The sequence below is a fragment of the Streptomyces sp. TOM-9 genome (assembly GCF_056858595.1).
In genome coordinates, this window is the sequence record NZ_JBXEQB010000001.1 from 545445 (window position 1) to 563614 (window position 18170).

Here is an 18170-nt window from a genome sequence, read left to right on the forward strand (position 1 = left end):
CCCCGCTCCGGCTCGAGCGGGGCGGGACGGTGCCGGACACCGACCGTAGGTCAGTTCACGGTGACCGGCAGCTCGTACAGGTCGTTCTGGGTGACCACGGGCTTGTTCCGCAGCTCCGTCGCCGGCACCGCCAGGTCGAGCTTGGGGAAGCGCTCGAACAGGGCGGGCAGCGCCACCGAGGCCTCCAGCCGGGACAGCGCGGCGCCCGGGCACACGTGCGGGCCGTGGCCGAAGGCGATGTGCCGGATGGGGTGCTCGCGGGTGATGTCGAAGACGCCGGCGCTCGGACCGTGCTGCTTCTCGTCGCCGCCGATCGCCGCGTAGGAGACGATCAGAGCCTCGCCCTTGGCGATGACCTTGTCGCCGACGAGGACGTCCTCGGTGGCGAAGCGGATCAGCACGTGGGAGGTGGGCGTGGAGTGGCGCAGCGTCTCCTCCACCACCGACTCCCAGCTCGCCTTGCCCTCCCGCACCAGCGCGAGCTGGTCGGGGTGGGTGAGCAGGTTGACGACCGCGTTCACGATGAGGGAGATCGTGGTCTCGTGGCCCGCGGCGATCATCAGCTGCAGGGTGCTCTGGATCTCCGCGTCGGTGAGGTGGTCACCGTCCTCGGAGGCCGCGATGAGCGCGCTGGTCAGGTCGTCGCCGGGCTCGGCGCGCCGGTCGGCGACGGTCTTGGCCATCAGGGTCGCGAGCTCGCCGAGGGTGGCGATGACCTCGTCGGGCGGGGTCTGGGTGGAGAAGAACTTCTCGAACAGCACCTTCAGGCGCGGCAGGTGGGCCTCGTCGATGCCCATCAGCTCCTGCACGACGTACATCGGCAGCGGGTAGGCGAAGGTGGCCTTCAGGTCCAGCACCTCGCCCTCACGTGCCGCCTCCTCGACGCGCTCCAGGAGACCGGCCGTCAGCTCCTCGATGCGGGCCCGCATCTGCTCGACGCGGCGGGGGGTGAGCGCCTGGGCGACCAGGGCGCGCAGCCGGCGGTGGTCGGCGCCGTCCACGGTGAGCATCGAGCGGCCGGGGTTGGCCAGGCCGATCAGCGCCCAGTCGGCGGGTATCTCACCGCGGGTGAAAGCGTCCCAGTGGGCGATGTCCTTCACCAGCCGCGGGTCGGTCAGCAGCGCGCGGGCCTCGGCGTGGTGCGTCACGGCCCACACCGGCACCCCGCCGGGCAGGACGACCGCGGCCAGCGGGCCCTCCTCGCGCAGCGCGGCGCTCTCGGCGACCAGGTCGCCCACCAGCGGGTCCAGCACGATCGGGGAGGCCGCGCGGTGGCCGGTGACCGGGCATTCCATCAGAGTTCTCCTAGCACGGGGGTGGGTGTGAAACGCACGGGGAGCTTGGTCATGCCCCGCAGCCACGGGGACGGACGGCGCACCAGTTCGGCGGGGTCGACCGCCAGTTCGAGGTCGGGCAGCCGGTCCAGCAGCACCTCGATGCCGGTGCGGGCGATGGCCTCGGCGATCTCCTGCGCCGGGAACGGGCAGCGGTGCTCACCGTGGCCGAAGGAGAACCAGGCGTTGTTGCCGTTGGTGGAGGCCCCGGCCTCCAGGTGCACCTGCGGGTCGGCGTTGGCCGCGGCGAAGCCCAGGATGAGCAGGTCGCCGGAGGCGATCTGGCGCCCGCCGAGCCGGGTGTCGCGGCTGGCCCACCGCCCGGCGATGTTCTGGCTGGGGGTGTCCTCCCACAGGACCTCGTTCATGGCCTGCCCCACGCTGTTCCGGCCGCCGGTGAACGAGGCGGCGAAGCGGTCGTCGGTGAGCATCAGCCGCAGCGAGTTGCCGATCCAGTCCGCGGTGGGCTGGTGCCCGGCCACGGTCATCACCATCAGGTCCTGCACGATCTCCTCGTCGGAGAAGTCGTACCGGTCGGCGAGCATCCGCGAGACCACGTCCGCGCCCGGCTGCTCCTTCTTCGCCTCGAGCAGCTCGGTCATCGCGGAGTAGACGTAACTCTGGCCGGAGATGGCGTCCGCGCCGCCGTCGACCAGGTCCTTGACCGCCTTCACCAGGCGGGGGCCCTGCTCCTCGGGGAAGCCGTAGAGCCGGGCCAGCACGCGGACCGGGAGCAGCATCGCGAACTCGTCGAGGATGTCCGCCGTGCCGCTGCCGCAGAAGGTGTCGACCAGCCCGTCGGCGTAGCGCTCGGCGTGGCGGCGCAGTTCGACCGCGTCGATGGCCTCCATGGCGTTGCCCATCATCGCGGCGCGCTGCCGGTGCCGCTCGCCCACGGTGTAGAGGATCGACGGCTGCTTGCGCCCGATCATGGGCAGCAGCGGCCAGTCGTCGGGGATGCGGTCCCACTGGTTCCACAGGTCCGAGTCGCGGCTGAAGAGCACCGGGTCGCCGGTGACGTGCAGCAGTTCCCGGTAGCCCAGCACGAGCCAGGCCGGTATGCCGCCGTCGAGCTCCACGGGGGCCAGGGCCCCGTGCTCGCGGCGCAACTCCCGGTACAGGGCGGCCGGTTCGACGTGGAAGCGCGGACCGCTGAACGGCACCGCCCCGGCGAACGGGCAGGCGCCGGCGGCCGCGGAGGGCTGACTGGTCACGGGGCGGTCCTCTCCCGGGGGCGCGGGCGGGCGCCGGACAGGGTCTGCAGGTGCTGGACGAGGGTGATGAGGACGTCCTTGGAGGACTGCCGGGACCGCGCGTCGCAGTCCACCAGCGGTACCCCGTCCGCCAGCGACAGCGCGTCGCGGACCTGTTCCTCGGTGTGCTTCGGCCCGCCGAAGTCGTTGCGGGCCACCACGAACGGGGTGCCGTGGTGCTCCAGGCGGTCGATGGCGTACCAGGAGTCGTCCAGCCGGCGGGTGTCGACCAGCACCACCGCGCCGAGCGTGCCGGAGAACAGCCGGTCCCACAGGAACCAGAACCGTTCCTGCCCGGGCGCGCCGAACAGGTAGAGCACGGTGCGCGCGTTGACGCTGATCCGGCCGAAGTCGAAGGCCACGGTGGTGGAGGTCTTCGCCCCCACACCGGCGAGGTCGTCGACCCCGGCACCGGCCTGGGTCATGGTCTCCTCGGTGTTCAGCGGACGGATCTCGCTGACCGAGCGGACCATGGTCGTCTTCCCGACGCCGAACCCACCGGTGATGACGATCTTCAGCCCGTTGTCGGCGCTCGCGTCGAGCGGCGCCCGCGGCCCCGGCGGGCCGGGAACGAGGCCGGGGTCAGAGGTTGCGTAGTCCAACGAGCACCTGCTCCAGGATCTCGGGGTCCGGCAGTTGAGCCGCCGTCCGGGCGGTACGGGGGTGCCGGGCGCTGATCCGGCCGGTGTCCAGCAGGTCGCACAGCAGCACCTGGGTGATGCCGACCGGGAGTCCCAGGTCGGCGGCGAGCTCCACGACGGCGGTGGGCCGGCGGCAGATCCGCAGGATCGCCGCGTGCTCGGACTGCATCCCCGGGACCGGATCGCACTCGGCGACCACCAGGGTCACCAGGTCGAACGCGTCGGACGCGGGCCGGCTGCGGCCCGACGTCAGGGTGTACAGCCGGTCCGGATCCTCCTCCCGGCCCGGGCGGGGTGTCATGCGCCGTCGCCGTCCTCACCGGGCACCTCGCGCGGGGGCGCGCTCAGGTGCTCACCGAGCTGCTCGACCAGCTCGTGCATGTTGTGGCCGATCAGGCCGACCTCGGCGTCGTCGGCGGCGACGACCGCGAGGTGGGCGCCGTCACCGGCCTCGACGATGAACAGGATCCCGCCGTAGAACTCGGCCATGGCCTGCCGCACGCCGCCGCTGCCGTCGCCGAACTCCATGGACGCGCCCTGCGACAGGCTCTGGATGCCGGCGGAGATCGCCGCGAGCTGGTCCGCCTGGTCCACCGAGAGCTCGGGGGTGCGGCACAGCTTGAGCCCGTCCCGGGACAGGACCAGGGCGTGGCGGGCGCCCGGGGTGCGCTCCAGCAGGTTCTCCAGCAGCCAGTTGAGCCGCTCGTCCGTACTGGTGTGGCCGGTGGCCGGTGCGGTCATCGCGCGTCGCTTTCTGGGGATGGGGCCGTCGCGTTGTACTCGTCGCGGTCCGCGGGGGGCGCGGACGCGGGTGACGGGTGGTCGGGGGCGGGTGCGGGTGCGGCGGGGGTGGTGCCGTGCACCGCGCTGCGGAAGGTGCTGAACCGTGCGGCCCGTTCGGCCGCCGTGCCGTGGCCGCCGGAGCTCGAACCGGCTCGTGCGGTGGGCCGGTCGTGGCCGGCGGAGGACAGCGTCTGGCCGCGGCGGCGCTTGGGCAGGCCGCTCTCGCCCAGTTCCGGCGCCGTGCGCCGGGCCTCCTCGTCGCGGTCGGACGTCTCGGCGGGGGCCGGGACGGACGGGGCGGCGGCCGGGGCCTCCGGGGGCAGGACGGGCTCGGCGTCGGGGCCGGCGTCCATGCCGGGACGCGGGACGGTGAGCATCTCCTGCGGGATCATCATGACCGCGCCGGTGCCACCGCGGGCCGAGGGCCGGAAGGACACCGTCAGGCCGTGCTTGCGGGCCAGCCGGCCGACGACCGTCAGGCCGAGCCTGGTCCCGGACAGGCCGGTCAGGTCCCCGGACCCGGCCGCCACGGCGCTCTGCGCCCGGCGCAGCGCGACCTCGCCCATGACCAGGCCGCTGTCCTCGACCGTGATGACCGCGCCCGCGGGCACCTCCTCCACGTACACGTGGACCTCGGCGGTGGGCGGGGAGAAGTTGGCGGCGTTGTCCATGAGTTCGGCCAGCGCGTGCATCACGCCCTCGGCGGCGTGGCCGACGACGGCGACCTCGCTGGTGGAGTGGAGCCGCACCCGCTGGTAGCCGGCGATACGCCCCATCGCGCCGCGCAGGATCGACTCCATCCGGATCGGCTTGGCCCACCGGCGTCCGGAACGGGCCCCGGTCAGCACGGCGATGCTGTCGGCGAGGCGGCCGGCCTGGGCGGTGCGGTGGTCCAGGTGCAGCAGGTCGTGCAGCACGGCCGGGTCGCTGTGGCGGTGCTCCATCTGCCGCAGGTCGGCCAGCATTCCGGTGGCCAGCGCCTGCATGCGTCCCGCGGCGTTGGCACCGACGGCCATCGCCGCGGCGCGGCGCGACTCGCTCGTGCCGACCCGGTCGGCGATCAGGGCCAGCATGCGGCGCTGAGGGCCGGTCAGCGGCTCCCGCACCGCGGTGAGCACCCGGTCCACGGTCTCACCGGCGGCGATCCGGCCGACGGCGGCCGGCAGCAGCTCGTCGGCGAATCGTTCCGCCTCGGCCCGCAGGGCGTCGAGCTGTCCGGCGAGGCGCCGGGCCCGCCAGCGCTCCTGCGCCGCCACGGCCACGGCGCAGGCCAGCGCCAGGATCCCGGCGGCCGCGCCGGTCACCGCGGGGGCACGCAGCGACCCGGGGGCGGCGACCACCAGCCACACGGCGACGGGGACGGTGACCACCAGGGGCACCGCCAGGGCCCGCGCCAGGTACGCGAACGGAGCGCGCTGCTCACGCCGCCGTGCCGGGATGCGCAGGCGCCCGGTCCGCGGGCGCGGGAGCGCGGTCTGCGCTGTCATCGATCAGGACCTCGGGGCCGTACGGACGGATGGGATGGGCGAAGCGGAATCCAACAAAAACGGGCACCACCACGGGCACGAATCCCGGGCGGGTTCCGTGTTCGCGGGGAACTCGCGGTCACTATATGCGAGTTGCCAGCGGTGTTGATCAATGCGCCGATGACATTTGTTGGCTGGTGAGGATATGTGAAGTTGCCGCGGCATGCCGGCGCCCGAGCGAGGGGGAACCGGCGCCTCCGCTCCCCGCAGGCGCCGCCACCGCCGCGTCCACCGCCGCCACGGCTCCTCGGGGCCGCTGACCACGTCGTTCGCCATACCGAACGGCCCGGGGTCACGGCACGCGCCCGGCGGTCGGCGGCCGGGGCCCCGCCGGGCGCGGACCGCGCGAGGCGGGAACCTGACGGCGTGTCCACTGTGCGACATGTCGCAAGCGCGCCACGCCCTTTGCCCTCGGTCCTCCTCAGCCCGTGACCGAGGCGGCGCGGTGCACGGCTTCCGCGTCCGCCTCCAGGGGCACGTCCGCACGGACGAACCGCGCGGCGACGCCGACGACCAGAGCCAGCACGAGGGCTCCCGCGCCGACGAGGAACAGCGTCCGGTGGTCCTGGCCGGTCCGGGCGAAGACGTAGGAGTAAAGGTAGGCGGAGAGGGCCAGCGACAGCGCTCCGGCGACGGTCGCCTTGCCCCATGCCGCCGACTGCGCCTCGGGGTGCCGCGGTACGAGTTCGTGGACGCGGCCCAGCACGACGGGCACGACACCGGGCGGGAAGGAGCCGATGACCACGCTCAGCACCGCGATCTCGGGCAGGTCGTGCGCCATGGCGAGCGCGGCGAGGGCCCCCGTCTGCACCAGGGTGATCAGCAGCAGGGCCCTGGCGAAGCCGAGGCGGTCACCGAGGAGGCCGTAGAGGGTGGGGCCGACGAGGGCGCCGACCCCGTACAGGATCCAGATCATGGAGCCGCCGGCGGAACCGCGGCCCAGGCCCCGGCTGACGAAGTCGGCGAGGAACGCCATGGCCGGGGTGAGACCCATCGAGATCAGGGCGTACTCCACGAGCAGCAGCCGCAGCCGCGGCGAACGGGCGGGCTTCCGCTCCCCCGGCACCGGCACCGGCGCCGCGGCGACCGCGGACGGCGACGGGGCGGCGACCGGCGTCGGCCAGCCGTGCCAGCTCAGTACGGTGAGGATCGCGCACAGGACGGCCAGCCCCGCCCAGGTCCCGCGCAGTCCGAGGTGCAGCAGCAGGGGCACCAGGGTCCCCGTGGCGGCGATGCCGACACCGAGCCCCGCGAAGATCGCCCCGCCCGCCAGCCCGCGCCGCTCCCCCTTCAGGTAAGGGAGCACCGCACCGGCCACCCGCACCATGATCACGCCGCCGGCGAGCCCCGAGGCCAGGCGCCAGAGGAAGAACCACGGCACCGAGACGGGAACGCTGCAGGCCAGCAGCGCGAGCGTGGCGAGCGCCATCATCCACCGCAGGGCCCGGCGGTCGCCCAGCCGGCGCCCCACCCACCGGGCGCTCAGCGCGCCCGCCAGGTAGCCGGCGAGGTTGGCCGCGCCGAGGTACGCCACCGCGGACGGGGAGAACCAGTGGGCGTTGATCAGTTCGGGGACCAGAGGCGTGTAGGCGAACCGGGCGAGGCCGATGCCGACGAAGCTGGCGCTCGCGCCCGCCGCTATGGCCCGCCATGCGGCGGGTCCCGGTGGTGTGGTGGTCATGTGCTCGCTTCCGCCTTCCGCCCGGCCGCGACGGGTCCGGGCGGCGCCCGGCCCGTCTGCACTCCGGGCCATCTTTGACAACCCCGTCATGTTTGACAGCCTTGCAAACTTTGACGGAGCCGTCAAAGATGAATTAGCGTGGGGGCATGGCTGGACGGCGTCAGTTCGATGAGCAGCACACCCTGGGCCGGATCCTGGACGTCTTCTGGAACCAGGGGTACGGAGCGACCTCCATGCAGGACCTGGCGACCGCCACGGGCGTGCAGCGCGGCTCGCTCTACAACGCGTACCGCGACAAGGAGACGCTGTTCCTGCGCGTCTTCCAGGACTACGCCGACGCCTTCGTCGCCGAGGCCGCCGCCACGCTGGACCAGCCGGACGTCCGGCGGGCGCTGGAGGACTTCTTCGACTTCACCATCGCCTCCATGACCCACGGCACCCCCGCCCGCGGCTGCCTGTCGACCAAGACCGCCACCGACACCCAGGCGGACGCCGAACCCATCCGGGCCGCGATCCGCGGCCTGCTGGACCGGCTCGAGGGCGTCATGGCCGAACGGCTCTCCCGCGGCGACGCGGCCGGCCTGCTCGCCGTCCCTCCCACCGAGGCCGCGCGGGTCCTGGTCACCATGACCCGCGGCACCGTCGTCATCGAGCGCGTCTACCAGGACGCGGACCGGCTCCGGGCGACCGCGAGGTCCCTGATCACGATGGTGCTCGGCGCACGGCAGCGGGCCACCGCCTGATCAACGGGCCCGGTAGGGTGCCCGGATGACGGCGACGGAGGGGAACGAGCCCGGCTGGACGGCCACCCGCGCCTGGGTGCAGCGGCACCTCCGCGACGGGGAACACCTCGAGTCCGCGGAGCCGCTCCGCGGCGGCTGGACCTCGCAGATGCGCCGCCTGCGGGTCACGGGGCCGGGAGGCGGACGCCAGTTGGTGCTGCGTTCCTTCGTGAAGCCCTTCTACCTCCGGCACGCGGAGGGCCTGCTCACCCGTGAGGCGCGGATCCTGGCGCTGCTCGGCCCGACCGCCGTCCCCGCCGCCGAGTTCCACGCCGTCGACGCGACGGCGGAGCACTGCGACCATCCGTCGCTGCTCATGTCCCTCCTCCCGGGGGAGGTACGCCTGGAGGACGCAGAGGCCGGGGCGCGGGCGTGGCTGCTGGCCCGTCAACTCGTCCGCGTCCACGGGCTCGACGTCGGCGAGACGGACCGGCCCCGCGCCTACCAGCCCTGGACGGCGCCCGAGCGCGTCCGCCCGCCCGGGGCCACGAGCCGTCCGGACCTGTGGGCCCGGGCGGTGGACGTCATACACCGCGACCCGCCCGCCCACGAAGGCCTGTTCCTGCACCGCGACTTCCACCCGGGCAACGCCCTGTTCTCCGGGCACGGCGCCCACCTGCGCATCTCCGGCGTGGTCGACTGGGTCGAGACCTCCTGGGGCCCCGCCGACCTCGACGTGGCCCACTGCGCCACGGCACTCGCGCTGCTGCACGGACCCCCGGCAGGACTGCGCTTCGCCGACCTCTACACCGCCGCGGGCGGCCGGCTGGCGGACTCCCCCCGCGCCCACCTCTACTGGCGGCTCCTGGACGCCCTCGCCTTCGCGCCGGACGCCGAGAAGGTCGCCGTCCCCTGGCGCGAACTCGGCCGCACCGACCTCACCCCGGCGACGCTCGCGACGCGCCTGGAGACCTACCTCGCGGCGCTGCTCGTCCGCTACGGCGACGCCTGACCCGACGGGCGGGCGTCCGGTGCCGCCCTCCGGCTTCGCATCTGTGCAACTGCGCGTACTCCCCCGGTTTTCGTCTTGTCACCCGGGTGTGATCACCACGAGGGTGCAGGGCGAGCCGCGGGCGCGAAGGTGCGCCGTGCATCCGATGTCCCACTACCGAGCCCGGGTCACTCCGGGCTGCCGGAGGCATTCGTCCATGTCAACACGCATACGGCCCAGACCGGTTCACCGATCCGGCCGCACCGGCCTGTCCGTCCTGCTCGCCGCCGCCGTCGCCCTGGGCGTCACCGGCCTGACCGGCCCCGCCCACGCCGCCGACCCCACCACCGGCACCGGCACCGGCACCGGGGCGGTGCCCGCGCCGCAGCCGGCCACCGACACCCCCGCCCTCGTCGACGGCCTCACCGACACGGCCGACGCCTCCGTCCCCGCCGCCACCGCCGCCCGCACCCACCTGGCCGGCCACCGGGACCGCTACCGCATCCCCGCCCCCGACCGCGACCTGACCACCGACGCCGTCACCACCGACGCCGACGGCACCGAGACCGTCCGCCTGGGCCAGAAGTACCGCGGCATCCCCGTCCTGGGCGCCCAGTACGTCGTCCGCATGAACCACAAGGACGGCAAACGCACCGTCACCGGCACCTCCGGCTCCTACTTCACCGCCCTCGACCTCGACACCACGCAACCCACCCTCCCCGCCCCCACCGCCGTGCAGCGTGCGGTGCGCCAGGTGGAGGACTCCCTCGCCCGCGGGCCGCGCGCAACCGGCGGCGGGGCCGCACCGTCCCGCTCCGCGGCCACGGCCGGTCTGACCGGCACCGACCGCGGGCTGACCGTGCTCCCCACCGGCAAGGGCGTGCTCGCCCGCCACGTCACCGTGCGCGGCACCGACCCGGCCACCGGCGCCCCCGTGGTCCAGGAGGTCTACGTCGACGCCGCCACCGGCGTCCTCCGCTTCGAGGCCGGAGCGCTGCGCACCCTCACGCCCGCGGCACCCGCCACCGGGGCGGCAGGGAAGGGCACTTCGACGAGAGCCGCGACGTCCACCGCTCCCGCGACCGCATCGGCGGGCGTCACCGGCAGCGGCAGGCTGCTCAGCGGCACCACCGTGCCGCTGAACCTCACCAAGGACGCCGCCACCGGCGGGTACCTGCTGCGCGACACCGCGCACATGGCCGACACCAAGACCCACAACGTCATCCAGACCTGGGACGCCTCCAGCCTGTGGTGGATGGACCTCGACGGCGGGTGGCCGGAAGGCGTGGTCCCGTTCGCCATGCCGACCACGAAGGCGCCGCAGGAGATGACCGACAGCGGCGCGGTGGACGCCCACTGGGCGGCCGGGAAGGTGTACGAGTTCTACCGCGGCACCTTCCGGCGCGACAGCCTCGACGACGAGGGCATGGCCATCAACTCCCTCGTCGGCGTCACCGCCGAACTCGGCTACCCCTGGGTGAACGCCTTCTGGGACGGCAGCAAGATGGTGTACGGCACCGGTGACGACGAGTACCGCTCCCTCGCCTCCGACCTGGACGTCGTCGGCCACGAGATGACGCACGGCGTGGTCGAGCACACCGCCGACCTCGTCTACGCCGGCCAGTCCGGTGCCATGAACGAGGCCATCGCCGACTACCTCGGCAACGCCATCGACGTCACCGTCAGCCGCACGCGCATGGACGATCCCGAGGCCGGTCTGATCGGCGGCGACCTGTGCCGCACGCTGACGCCGAAGGAGTGCGCCTTCCGCGACCTCAACGACGGTGCGGGCACCGGGGACTTCATCAGCATGCCGCTCGGCTCGCGCAACGACCAGGGAGGTGTGCACCTGAACTCGCACATCTTCGGCGGCGCGCTGTGGGACATCCGCGAGAGCCTCGGCGGCGAACTCGCCGACAGAATCGTCTACACGGCCCTCACCTCCTACATCACCCCCCTCGACGGCTTCGACGAGGGCCGTGACGCGGTCATCGCCGCCGCCAAGTCGCTGCACGTCAAGGGCGACCGCCTGGCCAAGGTGAAGAAGGCCTTCGACGCCCACGGCATCGTCCCCGGCTGGGAGCAGGACCTCGGCCTCGACAGCGACGTCCTGCTCGGCCGGCTCGGCACCCTGGAGACCGGTCTCGCCAACGACATCGGCCCCGCCACGGGCGGCGGCTGGTGGGCGGTCCCCCGCTCCAGCGCCGACAGCGCGGCACCATACTCCGTGTGGACCGGCCGCACCGACGGCAAGGGCAAGCCCCGCCAGGTCTCACCGGAGGACGGCCGCTACCACCTCAGCCCGGTGACCGACGGCAAGCGCGTGGTGTGGCTCGCCGTCGGCGACACGTACGACCTCATGTCCGCCCCCGTGACCGGCGGGCCGGCGAAGCGGCTCTACAGCACCGCCTCCGCCTCGATCGGCAGCCTGAGCATGGACGGCGACACGGTCGCCTGGTACGAGAACGACGACCAGGCCCACACCACCCTCCGCTACCTCAAGGGCTCCGACCCCGCTCCGCGCACCGTCCCGCTGAACCGTCCCGACGCCACCGCGGGCGACGCGGACGTCCGGGCCGAGTCGCCCTCGGTGAAGGACGGGCGCATCGCCTACACCGTCAGCGGCTGGTGGGGCGACGACCCCGGCCACCGGCGCGCCGTCGTCGACGTCTACGACACACGGACGGGCAGGACCGCGCTCGGCACCCCGGACCGCGCGGTGTGGACCAGCCCGCCGGTGGCGACCTCCTCCGGCGTGTACTGGCTCGCCGACGAGGACCCCTTCGACGAGGGGCAGTCGGCCCTGCGCAGGAGCGGCCTCGACGCCACGGGCACGACGGACGTCATCCCCGCGACCTCGTCCGCGACCATCGGGGCCTGGACCCTGACCGCGTCGGACACGGCCGTCACGCTCACGGTCGACCCGATGGCCCCGACGGGCCTGCCGTACCTGGACACGAAGCTCTACCAGTACACGTCCGAGGGCGCGCCGCTGGGCCGCGTCTCGTGCGCCCCGGGCCGGCAGACGCACGCGGTGGCCGCCACCGGCGGCCGTGTGCTGTGGCTGGACACGACCACCACGTCCTTCGACCTGGTCACCCGCAACCGCCCGGCGGGCGACTGCCGCTGATGGTGCGTCCGGTGGGCCGGGGGCGCACGCCGGCCCCGGCCCACCGGGAACGGGCGCCGTCAGCGCGGCATCGGCAGCTCCACCAGAGCGGCGAGTTCGGCGCGCGTCGCCGGCCGGAGCGACGACAGGACCCGGCGGGCCGCGGGCAGCCCGGCCTCGCCGGATCCGTCCAGGGTGACGGTGTGGACCAGGCCGTCGCGAGGCAGCCGCAGTTCGCGGGTGGGATGGCCGCCGCCGTGGACGATCAGCAGGCGGCCGCCCCCGTCGTCGCGGCAGTGGATCTCCTGGCCGAACGGGACGGGGCAGCCGCGCGCGTCGACGCGCCGTGTGTCGTGTCCGGCCCGTTCGACATGGAGGCCCAGGGCCGGCGAGCCGGTGCTCTCGTAGCGGGCGCCGAAACCGTCGGCGCTCGCACCCCCGACGTGCAGCGTGTAGCCGGGCGGCGGGTCGCCGACGCGCAGCAGGGCGCGGTCCACGCCGTTGGCGCTCAGCCACGCGTCGAGGGTGGGCGGGCGCGCGGCGTCCCAGGCGGCGTACGCCCCGCCCGACGCGAGGACGGCGGCCACCGCGAGAGCGGTCAGCCGGGCCCTGGCGCCGGGCAGGAGGAACGCGGCGGCGAGCGCGTGACAGGTCCCTCCGGCGGTGAACAGCACTCCCCAGTCCGCCAGGTGGTCGACCTGGTGGAGCACCACCGCCACGGCGAGCGCACCGCCGGTGCCGGACGCGTACACCCCGGCCGTCCAGGCCCACAGTCCCGCCGCCCGGCGGGTGAGCGGCACGACGGGCCGGGCGGCCCTGCCCAGGCCCGCGAGCAGGGCCGCCGCCAGGGCCGCCCCGCAGGCGAGCACGACCACCAGGACCGCCGGCCTGCCGAGGAACAGCGCGAAGAGCACCGCCTGGAACTGGACGCCGGTCAGGGCCCAGCCCACGCACCAGACCGCCGCCAGATGTGCCGCCACAGCGGTCGCTTCGCTCTTCCCGATCATGTCCTTTCACCACGCGCGGGCCGGTGTCCCGGTTCCCTCGCCCGCGGGAGGGTGCGGCGGGAACTCCTGATCGTTCAGGTGTACGGGCACGCACCGCGCCCGTCGTACCGACACCGTGAAGGAGCAGGCATGACCGCTGGGGAGGACGGCCGGACGGGGTTCCGCGGCACCGGCGAGGACGCACCGGAGGCGCCGGCCCGCCGGAGACGGCCCCGAAGGGTCCGGGCGCAGCGTCCCTGGTGGCAGGAGCTGCCGATCCTGGTCGTCGTGGCACTGGTCATGGCCCTGGGGATCAAGACCTTCTTCGTGCAGGCCTTCTCCATCCCCTCGGGTTCCATGCAGAACACCCTGCAGGTGGGCGACCGGGTCCTGGTCGACAAACTCACCCCGTGGTTCGGGGCGACCCCGCAGCGCGGCGAGGTGGTCGTCTTCCGCGATCCCGGCGGCTGGCTGGACGGTCAGCCGCAGCAGAGCGGCGGCAACGTGATCACGAAGGCTCTCGCGTTCATCGGACTGGCGCCCTCCTCCGACGAGCGGGACCTCATCAAGCGCGTGATCGCGGTCGGCGGCGACACCGTGGAGTGCGAGCGCGGCGAGCCGGTCACGGTGAACGGGAAGCCGCTGGACGAGCCGTACGTCTACCCCGGCGCCACGCCGTGCGACGACCTCCCGGTCGGAAAGGTCACGGTCCCCGAGGGCCACCTGTGGGTGATGGGCGACCACCGCGACGCCTCGTGGGACTCACGCGCCCACGTGAACGAACCCGGAGGGGGCTTCGTGCCCCTGGACGACGTGGTCGGCCGCGCCTTCGTCGTCGCCTGGCCGGTGCCACGGTGGTCCACGCTGCCGGTGCCCGCGACCTTCGACCGGTCCTGACCTGCGGCGGCCCGGCCCGCACGGCAAGGGACGCCTTGCTTGACCCCTCGCAGCACGGCACCGACAGTAGGGAGGTGCCACGATGCGGGACCACTTCCCGCGATGCGAGGACGAGAGAAGGCGATGCGCCCATGAGCGCCGATCGCGATCGCAACGGGACGGCGAACGGCTCCGTGCAGGTGGTCCAGAAGTCCGCCCAGATCCTGGACTGCTTCTCCGCGACCACCCCCCGCCTCCAGGCGTCGGAGATCGTCCGCAGGACCGGGCTGCCGTCCTCCACCGTCGCGCGCATCCTGCGCACGCTCGTCCGGGAGAACCTCCTCCAGCGCGAGGGGACCTCCTACAGCATCGGTCTGCGGGTGATCGCCTGGTCAGCCGCGGCCACCGCCGCCTCGGACCTCATCGCCACGGCCAGACCCCTGGTGACGGCCCTGCGGGACCGGTGCGGCGAGTGCTGCGGCCTGCAGGTCCGGCAGGGCGGCAGGCGCGTCACCGTGATCTGGGCGCAGTCGACGCACTCGATCGTCTACCGGGGCCACGTCGGCCAGGTCATGCCCCTGCAGCCCAGCGCGGCGGGCAAGGTCTTCATGGCCTTCGACCCGGAGGTCCTCGCCCTCGTCCTGGACGAGGGCCTGACGGCCCGTACCCCGCGGACCGTGGTGGACCCGGCGGTCCTGCGGGGGCAGCTCGAGGAGGTCAGGGAGCAGGGCTGGGCGTTCTCCGAGGAGGAGCTCGAGCCCGGCCTGAACTCACTGGCCGTCCCGGTCCGCTCCAGCGACGGCCGGGTGATCGCCGCGGTGAGCCTCGGGGGCCCCTCGCACCGCCTCACCTCCGCCCGGGCCAAGGACCTCGCGGTCCAGGCGATCGACTGCGCGTCGGCCATCGCCGAGGGGCGGATGTGGCGGGGCAACGACGGCTAGCGCACGCGGGCCGCACCCGCCGCGTCCCGGCGCCGACCCGGTTGCCTTGACGATGTCCCATGCGGGTCGCACAGTGGAAACCGCATTGCGGCAATGGCTTCCACGATGCGGCAAAGTGAGGACGGTGGAGCCATGATCCAGACGAGTCCGTGCGCCTGCCCGTGCCCGGACACAGCCGGTGCCGGCTCCGTTCACCCGCCCCTGGCACCCGGCGGCGACGGATGCCCCGTCATGGACCGGCGGTTGCCGGTGTTACCGCCCGCCCCCTACGGCCCCGCCCGGGCGGCCGCGTCCCGGTCCCCCCGCGCTGGCCGCCCTTGACCGTACCGGCCGACCGGCCGGACCCCCACCGGGCCGGGTGACGTCCCGTCCGTCCGCAGGGACGCGGCCACGCGTTCCCACCGTGCAGGAAGACGGAAGGCGCAGGCGCACCGCATGCGTCCCGTCCGCGCACGGCGTACGAACCACCCGCAGGACCCCCCATGAATCTCTTCTCTTCCCCCGTCCCGAAAACAGCGCAGGCAGGGCCCCGCATCCGCCCATCCGGAGCGCGGCCCGCCGGCGGACGGGGGAGGCACCTCAGCAGCACCGGCCGGGCCGGCGAGCGCGTCCCCAAGCCGGGCATCCACACCCAGGTGTCCCTGCCGGCCGGACTGATCGCGGCGATCACGCTGGCCGGATCCGTCGCCCCCGTGGCCATCCATCTGTCCCCGCTGCTGGTGGCCGCCCCCACCTCCACGGCGGCGTTCGCGCGCGCCCGGTTCACCGCGTTCGTGGCCCTCGTCGCCAGCGCCGCGATGCTGGTCGTCGACCGCCACGACGGGCTGCTGCACTCGTCGGTCCTGCCCATCCACATCGGTGCGCTGCTGGCGGTCTCCGGCTTCGTCATCGCCGCGCGCACGCTGCACGACCGCGACCTGAGGGAACTCAACGAGGTGCGGGCGGTGTCCGAGGCGGCCCAACGGGTGCTGCTGCGGCCGATCCCGCCACGCATGGGCCCGCTGCGGGTCGCCTCGGTCTACCGTGCGGCCGCCGCGCACGCCCTGGTGGGCGGGGACCTGTTCGGCGCCGCCCGCACCGGTGGGACGTCGAGGTTCCTGATCGGCGACGTCCGCGGCAAGGGGCTGCCGGCCGTGGAGGACGCGTCCGTCCTCCTCTGCGCGTTCCGCGAGGCCGCCCACCACCACGCGACCCTGCCCGGGCTGGCGGCCTCGCTGGAACTCAGTGTCGAAAGGCATCTGGCCCAGCTCACCGACGCCGACCCCGAGGCCGGTGAGCGCTTCGTCACCGCCCTCTTGGTGGAGGTCCCCGACGACACCGACGTCGTACGGGTCGTCAGCTGCGGGCACCCGCCGCCGCTGGTGCGGCACTGCGGCCGGGTCACCACCTTGGAGGCGCACCGGCCCGCACCGCCCTTCGGGCTGGCGGGCGACGCCCCGGACGACTACCACCTCGACACCTTCGCGTTCGGCGCCGGGGACACCCTCCTGCTGTACACCGACGGCGCCATCGAGGCCCGGGACGCCTCGGGCGGCTTCTACCCGCTCCACGAACGGGCCGGCACCTGGGGCTGGGAGGCGCCGGACGAACTGCTGCGGAACGTCGGCGAGGACCTGGACGCCCACACCGGGCGGCACCTCGACGACGACCTCGCGATGGTGGCGGTGCAGCGCCCGTCCGTGCCGGGCGCCGGCCAGGGCCCGCCCGCCCCACGGTCGCACCATCCGGCGGAGGCCGCCCCGTGAACGGCGGGCGGACGGTGCGCGCGAACGGACACACCGGTCACGGCAGGCTGCTGGCGAGCATGACCGCGCTCCGGTTCCCGTGGGGCATCGGCCCCCTGCTGCTCCTCGGCTACCTCGGGGCGATCTGCGCGGTCCAGTTGGAGGCGTCCTCGGGCGGCCTGGTCCGCTGGTCGGAGTACTCGGCGTTCGTGCCCCTCGTCGCCGCCTCCCTGCTGCCCGTCAGGCGCACCCTCTTCATCGGCGCCGCCACGCTCGCCGCCAGCGTGGTGATCTACGGCTTCGCGATCCACGGGGTGTCGGTGGGCGGCCGGACCGTGGTCATCCTGGCGGCCGCGCTGTCCTTCGCCCTCAGCCTCGTCCTGTGCCGGGTCCGCCTGTGGCTGCAGCGCCGGCAGTGCGCGGTCGCGGGGTCGTGCTTCTCCGCGGAACCCGCCGTCACGGCGTCGGCGGAACCCCCGCACAACGGGAGCGAGACCGCACCGGCGCCCCCCGACGGCCTTCCGGTCACGTCCCTGCCGCGGTCGGCGGCGGTGGAGGTCGTCGGCCGCTGCCTGCCCGCCTGCGACCATTCCGGGCCGAGCGCCCACTGGCTCGACGCCATCCCGCTGCCCGGCGCCCGGGTCGCCCTCGTGGCCGGCTCGGTCTGCGCCGAGGACGGGTCGGCGGCGGGAGAGGCGGCCGCCGAACTGCGGGCGGCGGTGCGCACGCTGGCCGACATCGACCTCCAGCCGGACGAGTTGCTCACCCATCTCGACGACGTGCTCGGCCGGCTGCGCCCCGCGGGCACGGGCGTCAGTGCCGCCTGCCTGTACGCGGTCTACGACCCCGTGTCCGGCCGGTGTTCGCTCGCCGGCGCCGGGCACCCCGCGCCGGTCGTCCTCACTCCCGACGGCGCGGTCACGACGGTCGCGCTCCCGCCGTCCCGGCCGCTGGGGAAGGCACGGCCGTCCTCCGAGGCCACCGAGCTGGACCTGCCCGCGGGCAGTCTCCTGCTGGTGCACACCGACACCCGCCTCGGCGGGCCGGCCACCGAGGAACTGCTGCGCACCCTCACCAGCGTGCGCCAGGACGGCCCCACCCTCGACGCCGTGTGCCGCTCCGTCCTGCGCGCCCTGCCCGAGGCCGACCGGCCCTGCACCGCGGTCCTCGCCGCCCGTACCCGCACCTTCGACAGCTGCGCCGTCGCCACCTGGGACCTGACGGCCGACCCCGCCGCCGTCTCCCACGCGCGCAAGCACGTGGCGGGGAAGCTGGCCGCCTGGGGGCTTCCGGACGCCACACCGACGACGGAACTCATCGTCAGTGAACTCGTCACCAACGCCATCCGCCACGCCCTTCCGCCGGTCCGGCTCCGCCTCATCCGCCACGACGACGGCCTGACCTGCGAAGTCTCCGACAGCAGCAGCACCACGCCGCACCTGCGGCGGGCCCGCACCCTCGACGAGAGCGGCCGCGGACTGTTCATCGTCGCCCAGCTGACCCAGCGCTGGGGCTGCCGCCACACCCAGGAGGGCAAGACCATCTGGGCCAAACAGCCCTGCTGAGCCGGCTCCGCCGGCGCGGACCCGGCGTTCCGCCCGTT

The 18170-nt window shown here is 74.1% G+C and carries 15 protein-coding genes; 7 read left to right on the forward strand and 8 right to left on the reverse strand.

What is annotated here, in order from left to right:
- Nucleotides 1-50: 50 nt before the first annotated feature.
- The 7 genes from AC1VWI_RS02515 to AC1VWI_RS02545 all read right to left on the reverse strand — a co-directional run bounded on the left by AC1VWI_RS02515 (nt 51) and on the right by AC1VWI_RS02545 (nt 7218).
- Entirely contained in the window at nt 51-1295 is a 1245-nt protein-coding gene (locus tag AC1VWI_RS02515) for a cytochrome P450 family protein (RefSeq protein WP_499509234.1), read from the reverse strand.
- Complete coding sequence (locus AC1VWI_RS02520; protein WP_499509235.1) at nt 1295-2548, reverse strand: cytochrome P450; 1254 nt, start codon at nt 2546-2548, stop codon at nt 1295-1297. Before AC1VWI_RS02520 ends, AC1VWI_RS02515 begins: the two co-directional genes overlap by 1 nt.
- Nucleotides 2545-3189 (reverse strand): GTP-binding protein, encoded by a 645-nt coding sequence (locus tag AC1VWI_RS02525; protein WP_499509236.1) that lies wholly within the window; start codon nt 3187-3189, stop codon nt 2545-2547. The genes AC1VWI_RS02520 and AC1VWI_RS02525 overlap by 4 nt, the downstream gene beginning before the upstream one ends.
- Nucleotides 3170-3529: a DUF742 domain-containing protein gene (locus tag AC1VWI_RS02530; protein WP_499509237.1), complete on the reverse strand. Its 360-nt coding sequence runs from the start codon at nt 3527-3529 to the stop codon at nt 3170-3172. The genes AC1VWI_RS02525 and AC1VWI_RS02530 overlap by 20 nt, the downstream gene beginning before the upstream one ends.
- Nucleotides 3526-3969, reverse strand: a complete 444-nt coding sequence (locus AC1VWI_RS02535; RefSeq protein WP_499509238.1) for a roadblock/LC7 domain-containing protein — start codon at nt 3967-3969, stop codon at nt 3526-3528. The genes AC1VWI_RS02530 and AC1VWI_RS02535 overlap by 4 nt, the downstream gene beginning before the upstream one ends.
- Entirely contained in the window at nt 3966-5498 is a 1533-nt protein-coding gene (locus AC1VWI_RS02540) for a sensor histidine kinase (protein ID WP_499509239.1), read from the reverse strand. Before AC1VWI_RS02540 ends, AC1VWI_RS02535 begins: the two co-directional genes overlap by 4 nt.
- Nucleotides 5499-5958: 460 nt before the next feature.
- Nucleotides 5959-7218 carry a YbfB/YjiJ family MFS transporter gene (locus tag AC1VWI_RS02545; RefSeq protein WP_499509240.1) on the reverse strand — a complete coding sequence of 420 codons (1260 nt, stop codon included), beginning with the start codon at nt 7216-7218 and terminating at the stop codon, nt 5959-5961.
- 146 nt (nt 7219-7364) lie between these two features.
- Between AC1VWI_RS02545 and AC1VWI_RS02550 the strand changes: the two genes are divergently transcribed.
- The 3 genes from AC1VWI_RS02550 (at nt 7365) to AC1VWI_RS02560 (ending at nt 12061) form a co-directional block, all read left to right on the forward strand.
- A complete protein-coding gene (locus tag AC1VWI_RS02550) occupies nt 7365-7961 on the forward strand; it encodes a TetR/AcrR family transcriptional regulator (protein WP_499509241.1) in 597 nt (198 codons plus the stop codon).
- A 25-nt stretch (nt 7962-7986) separates the two neighbouring features.
- On the forward strand, nt 7987-8952 hold the full coding sequence (locus AC1VWI_RS02555; protein WP_499509242.1) for a phosphotransferase family protein: 966 nt from the start codon (nt 7987-7989) through the stop codon (nt 8950-8952).
- Nucleotides 8953-9148: 196 nt separating this feature from the next.
- Nucleotides 9149-12061, forward strand: a complete 2913-nt coding sequence (locus AC1VWI_RS02560; RefSeq protein ID WP_499509243.1) for a M4 family metallopeptidase — start codon at nt 9149-9151, stop codon at nt 12059-12061.
- A gap of 59 nt (nt 12062-12120) precedes the next feature.
- Here AC1VWI_RS02560 and AC1VWI_RS02565 read toward each other — a convergent pair whose 3' ends face one another.
- Entirely contained in the window at nt 12121-13047 is a 927-nt protein-coding gene (locus AC1VWI_RS02565; RefSeq protein WP_499509244.1) for a hypothetical protein, read from the reverse strand.
- A gap of 129 nt (nt 13048-13176) precedes the next feature.
- Between AC1VWI_RS02565 and lepB the strand changes: the two genes are divergently transcribed.
- From lepB to AC1VWI_RS02585, 4 genes are all read left to right on the forward strand, one after another.
- Nucleotides 13177-13923 (forward strand): signal peptidase I, encoded by a 747-nt coding sequence (gene lepB / locus AC1VWI_RS02570; RefSeq protein WP_499509245.1) that lies wholly within the window; start codon nt 13177-13179, stop codon nt 13921-13923.
- A 131-nt stretch (nt 13924-14054) separates the two neighbouring features.
- Nucleotides 14055-14843 carry an IclR family transcriptional regulator gene (locus AC1VWI_RS02575; protein ID WP_499509246.1) on the forward strand — a complete coding sequence of 263 codons (789 nt, stop codon included), beginning with the start codon at nt 14055-14057 and terminating at the stop codon, nt 14841-14843.
- A gap of 635 nt (nt 14844-15478) precedes the next feature.
- Entirely contained in the window at nt 15479-16588 is a 1110-nt protein-coding gene (locus AC1VWI_RS02580; protein ID WP_499509247.1) for a PP2C family protein-serine/threonine phosphatase, read from the forward strand.
- Between the two features lie 59 nt (nt 16589-16647).
- The gene (locus tag AC1VWI_RS02585) at nt 16648-18132 is read left to right on the forward strand and encodes a SpoIIE family protein phosphatase (protein WP_499509248.1); all 1485 of its coding nucleotides are present in this window, start codon (nt 16648-16650) and stop codon (nt 18130-18132) included.
- Nucleotides 18133-18170: the final 38 nt, after the last annotated feature.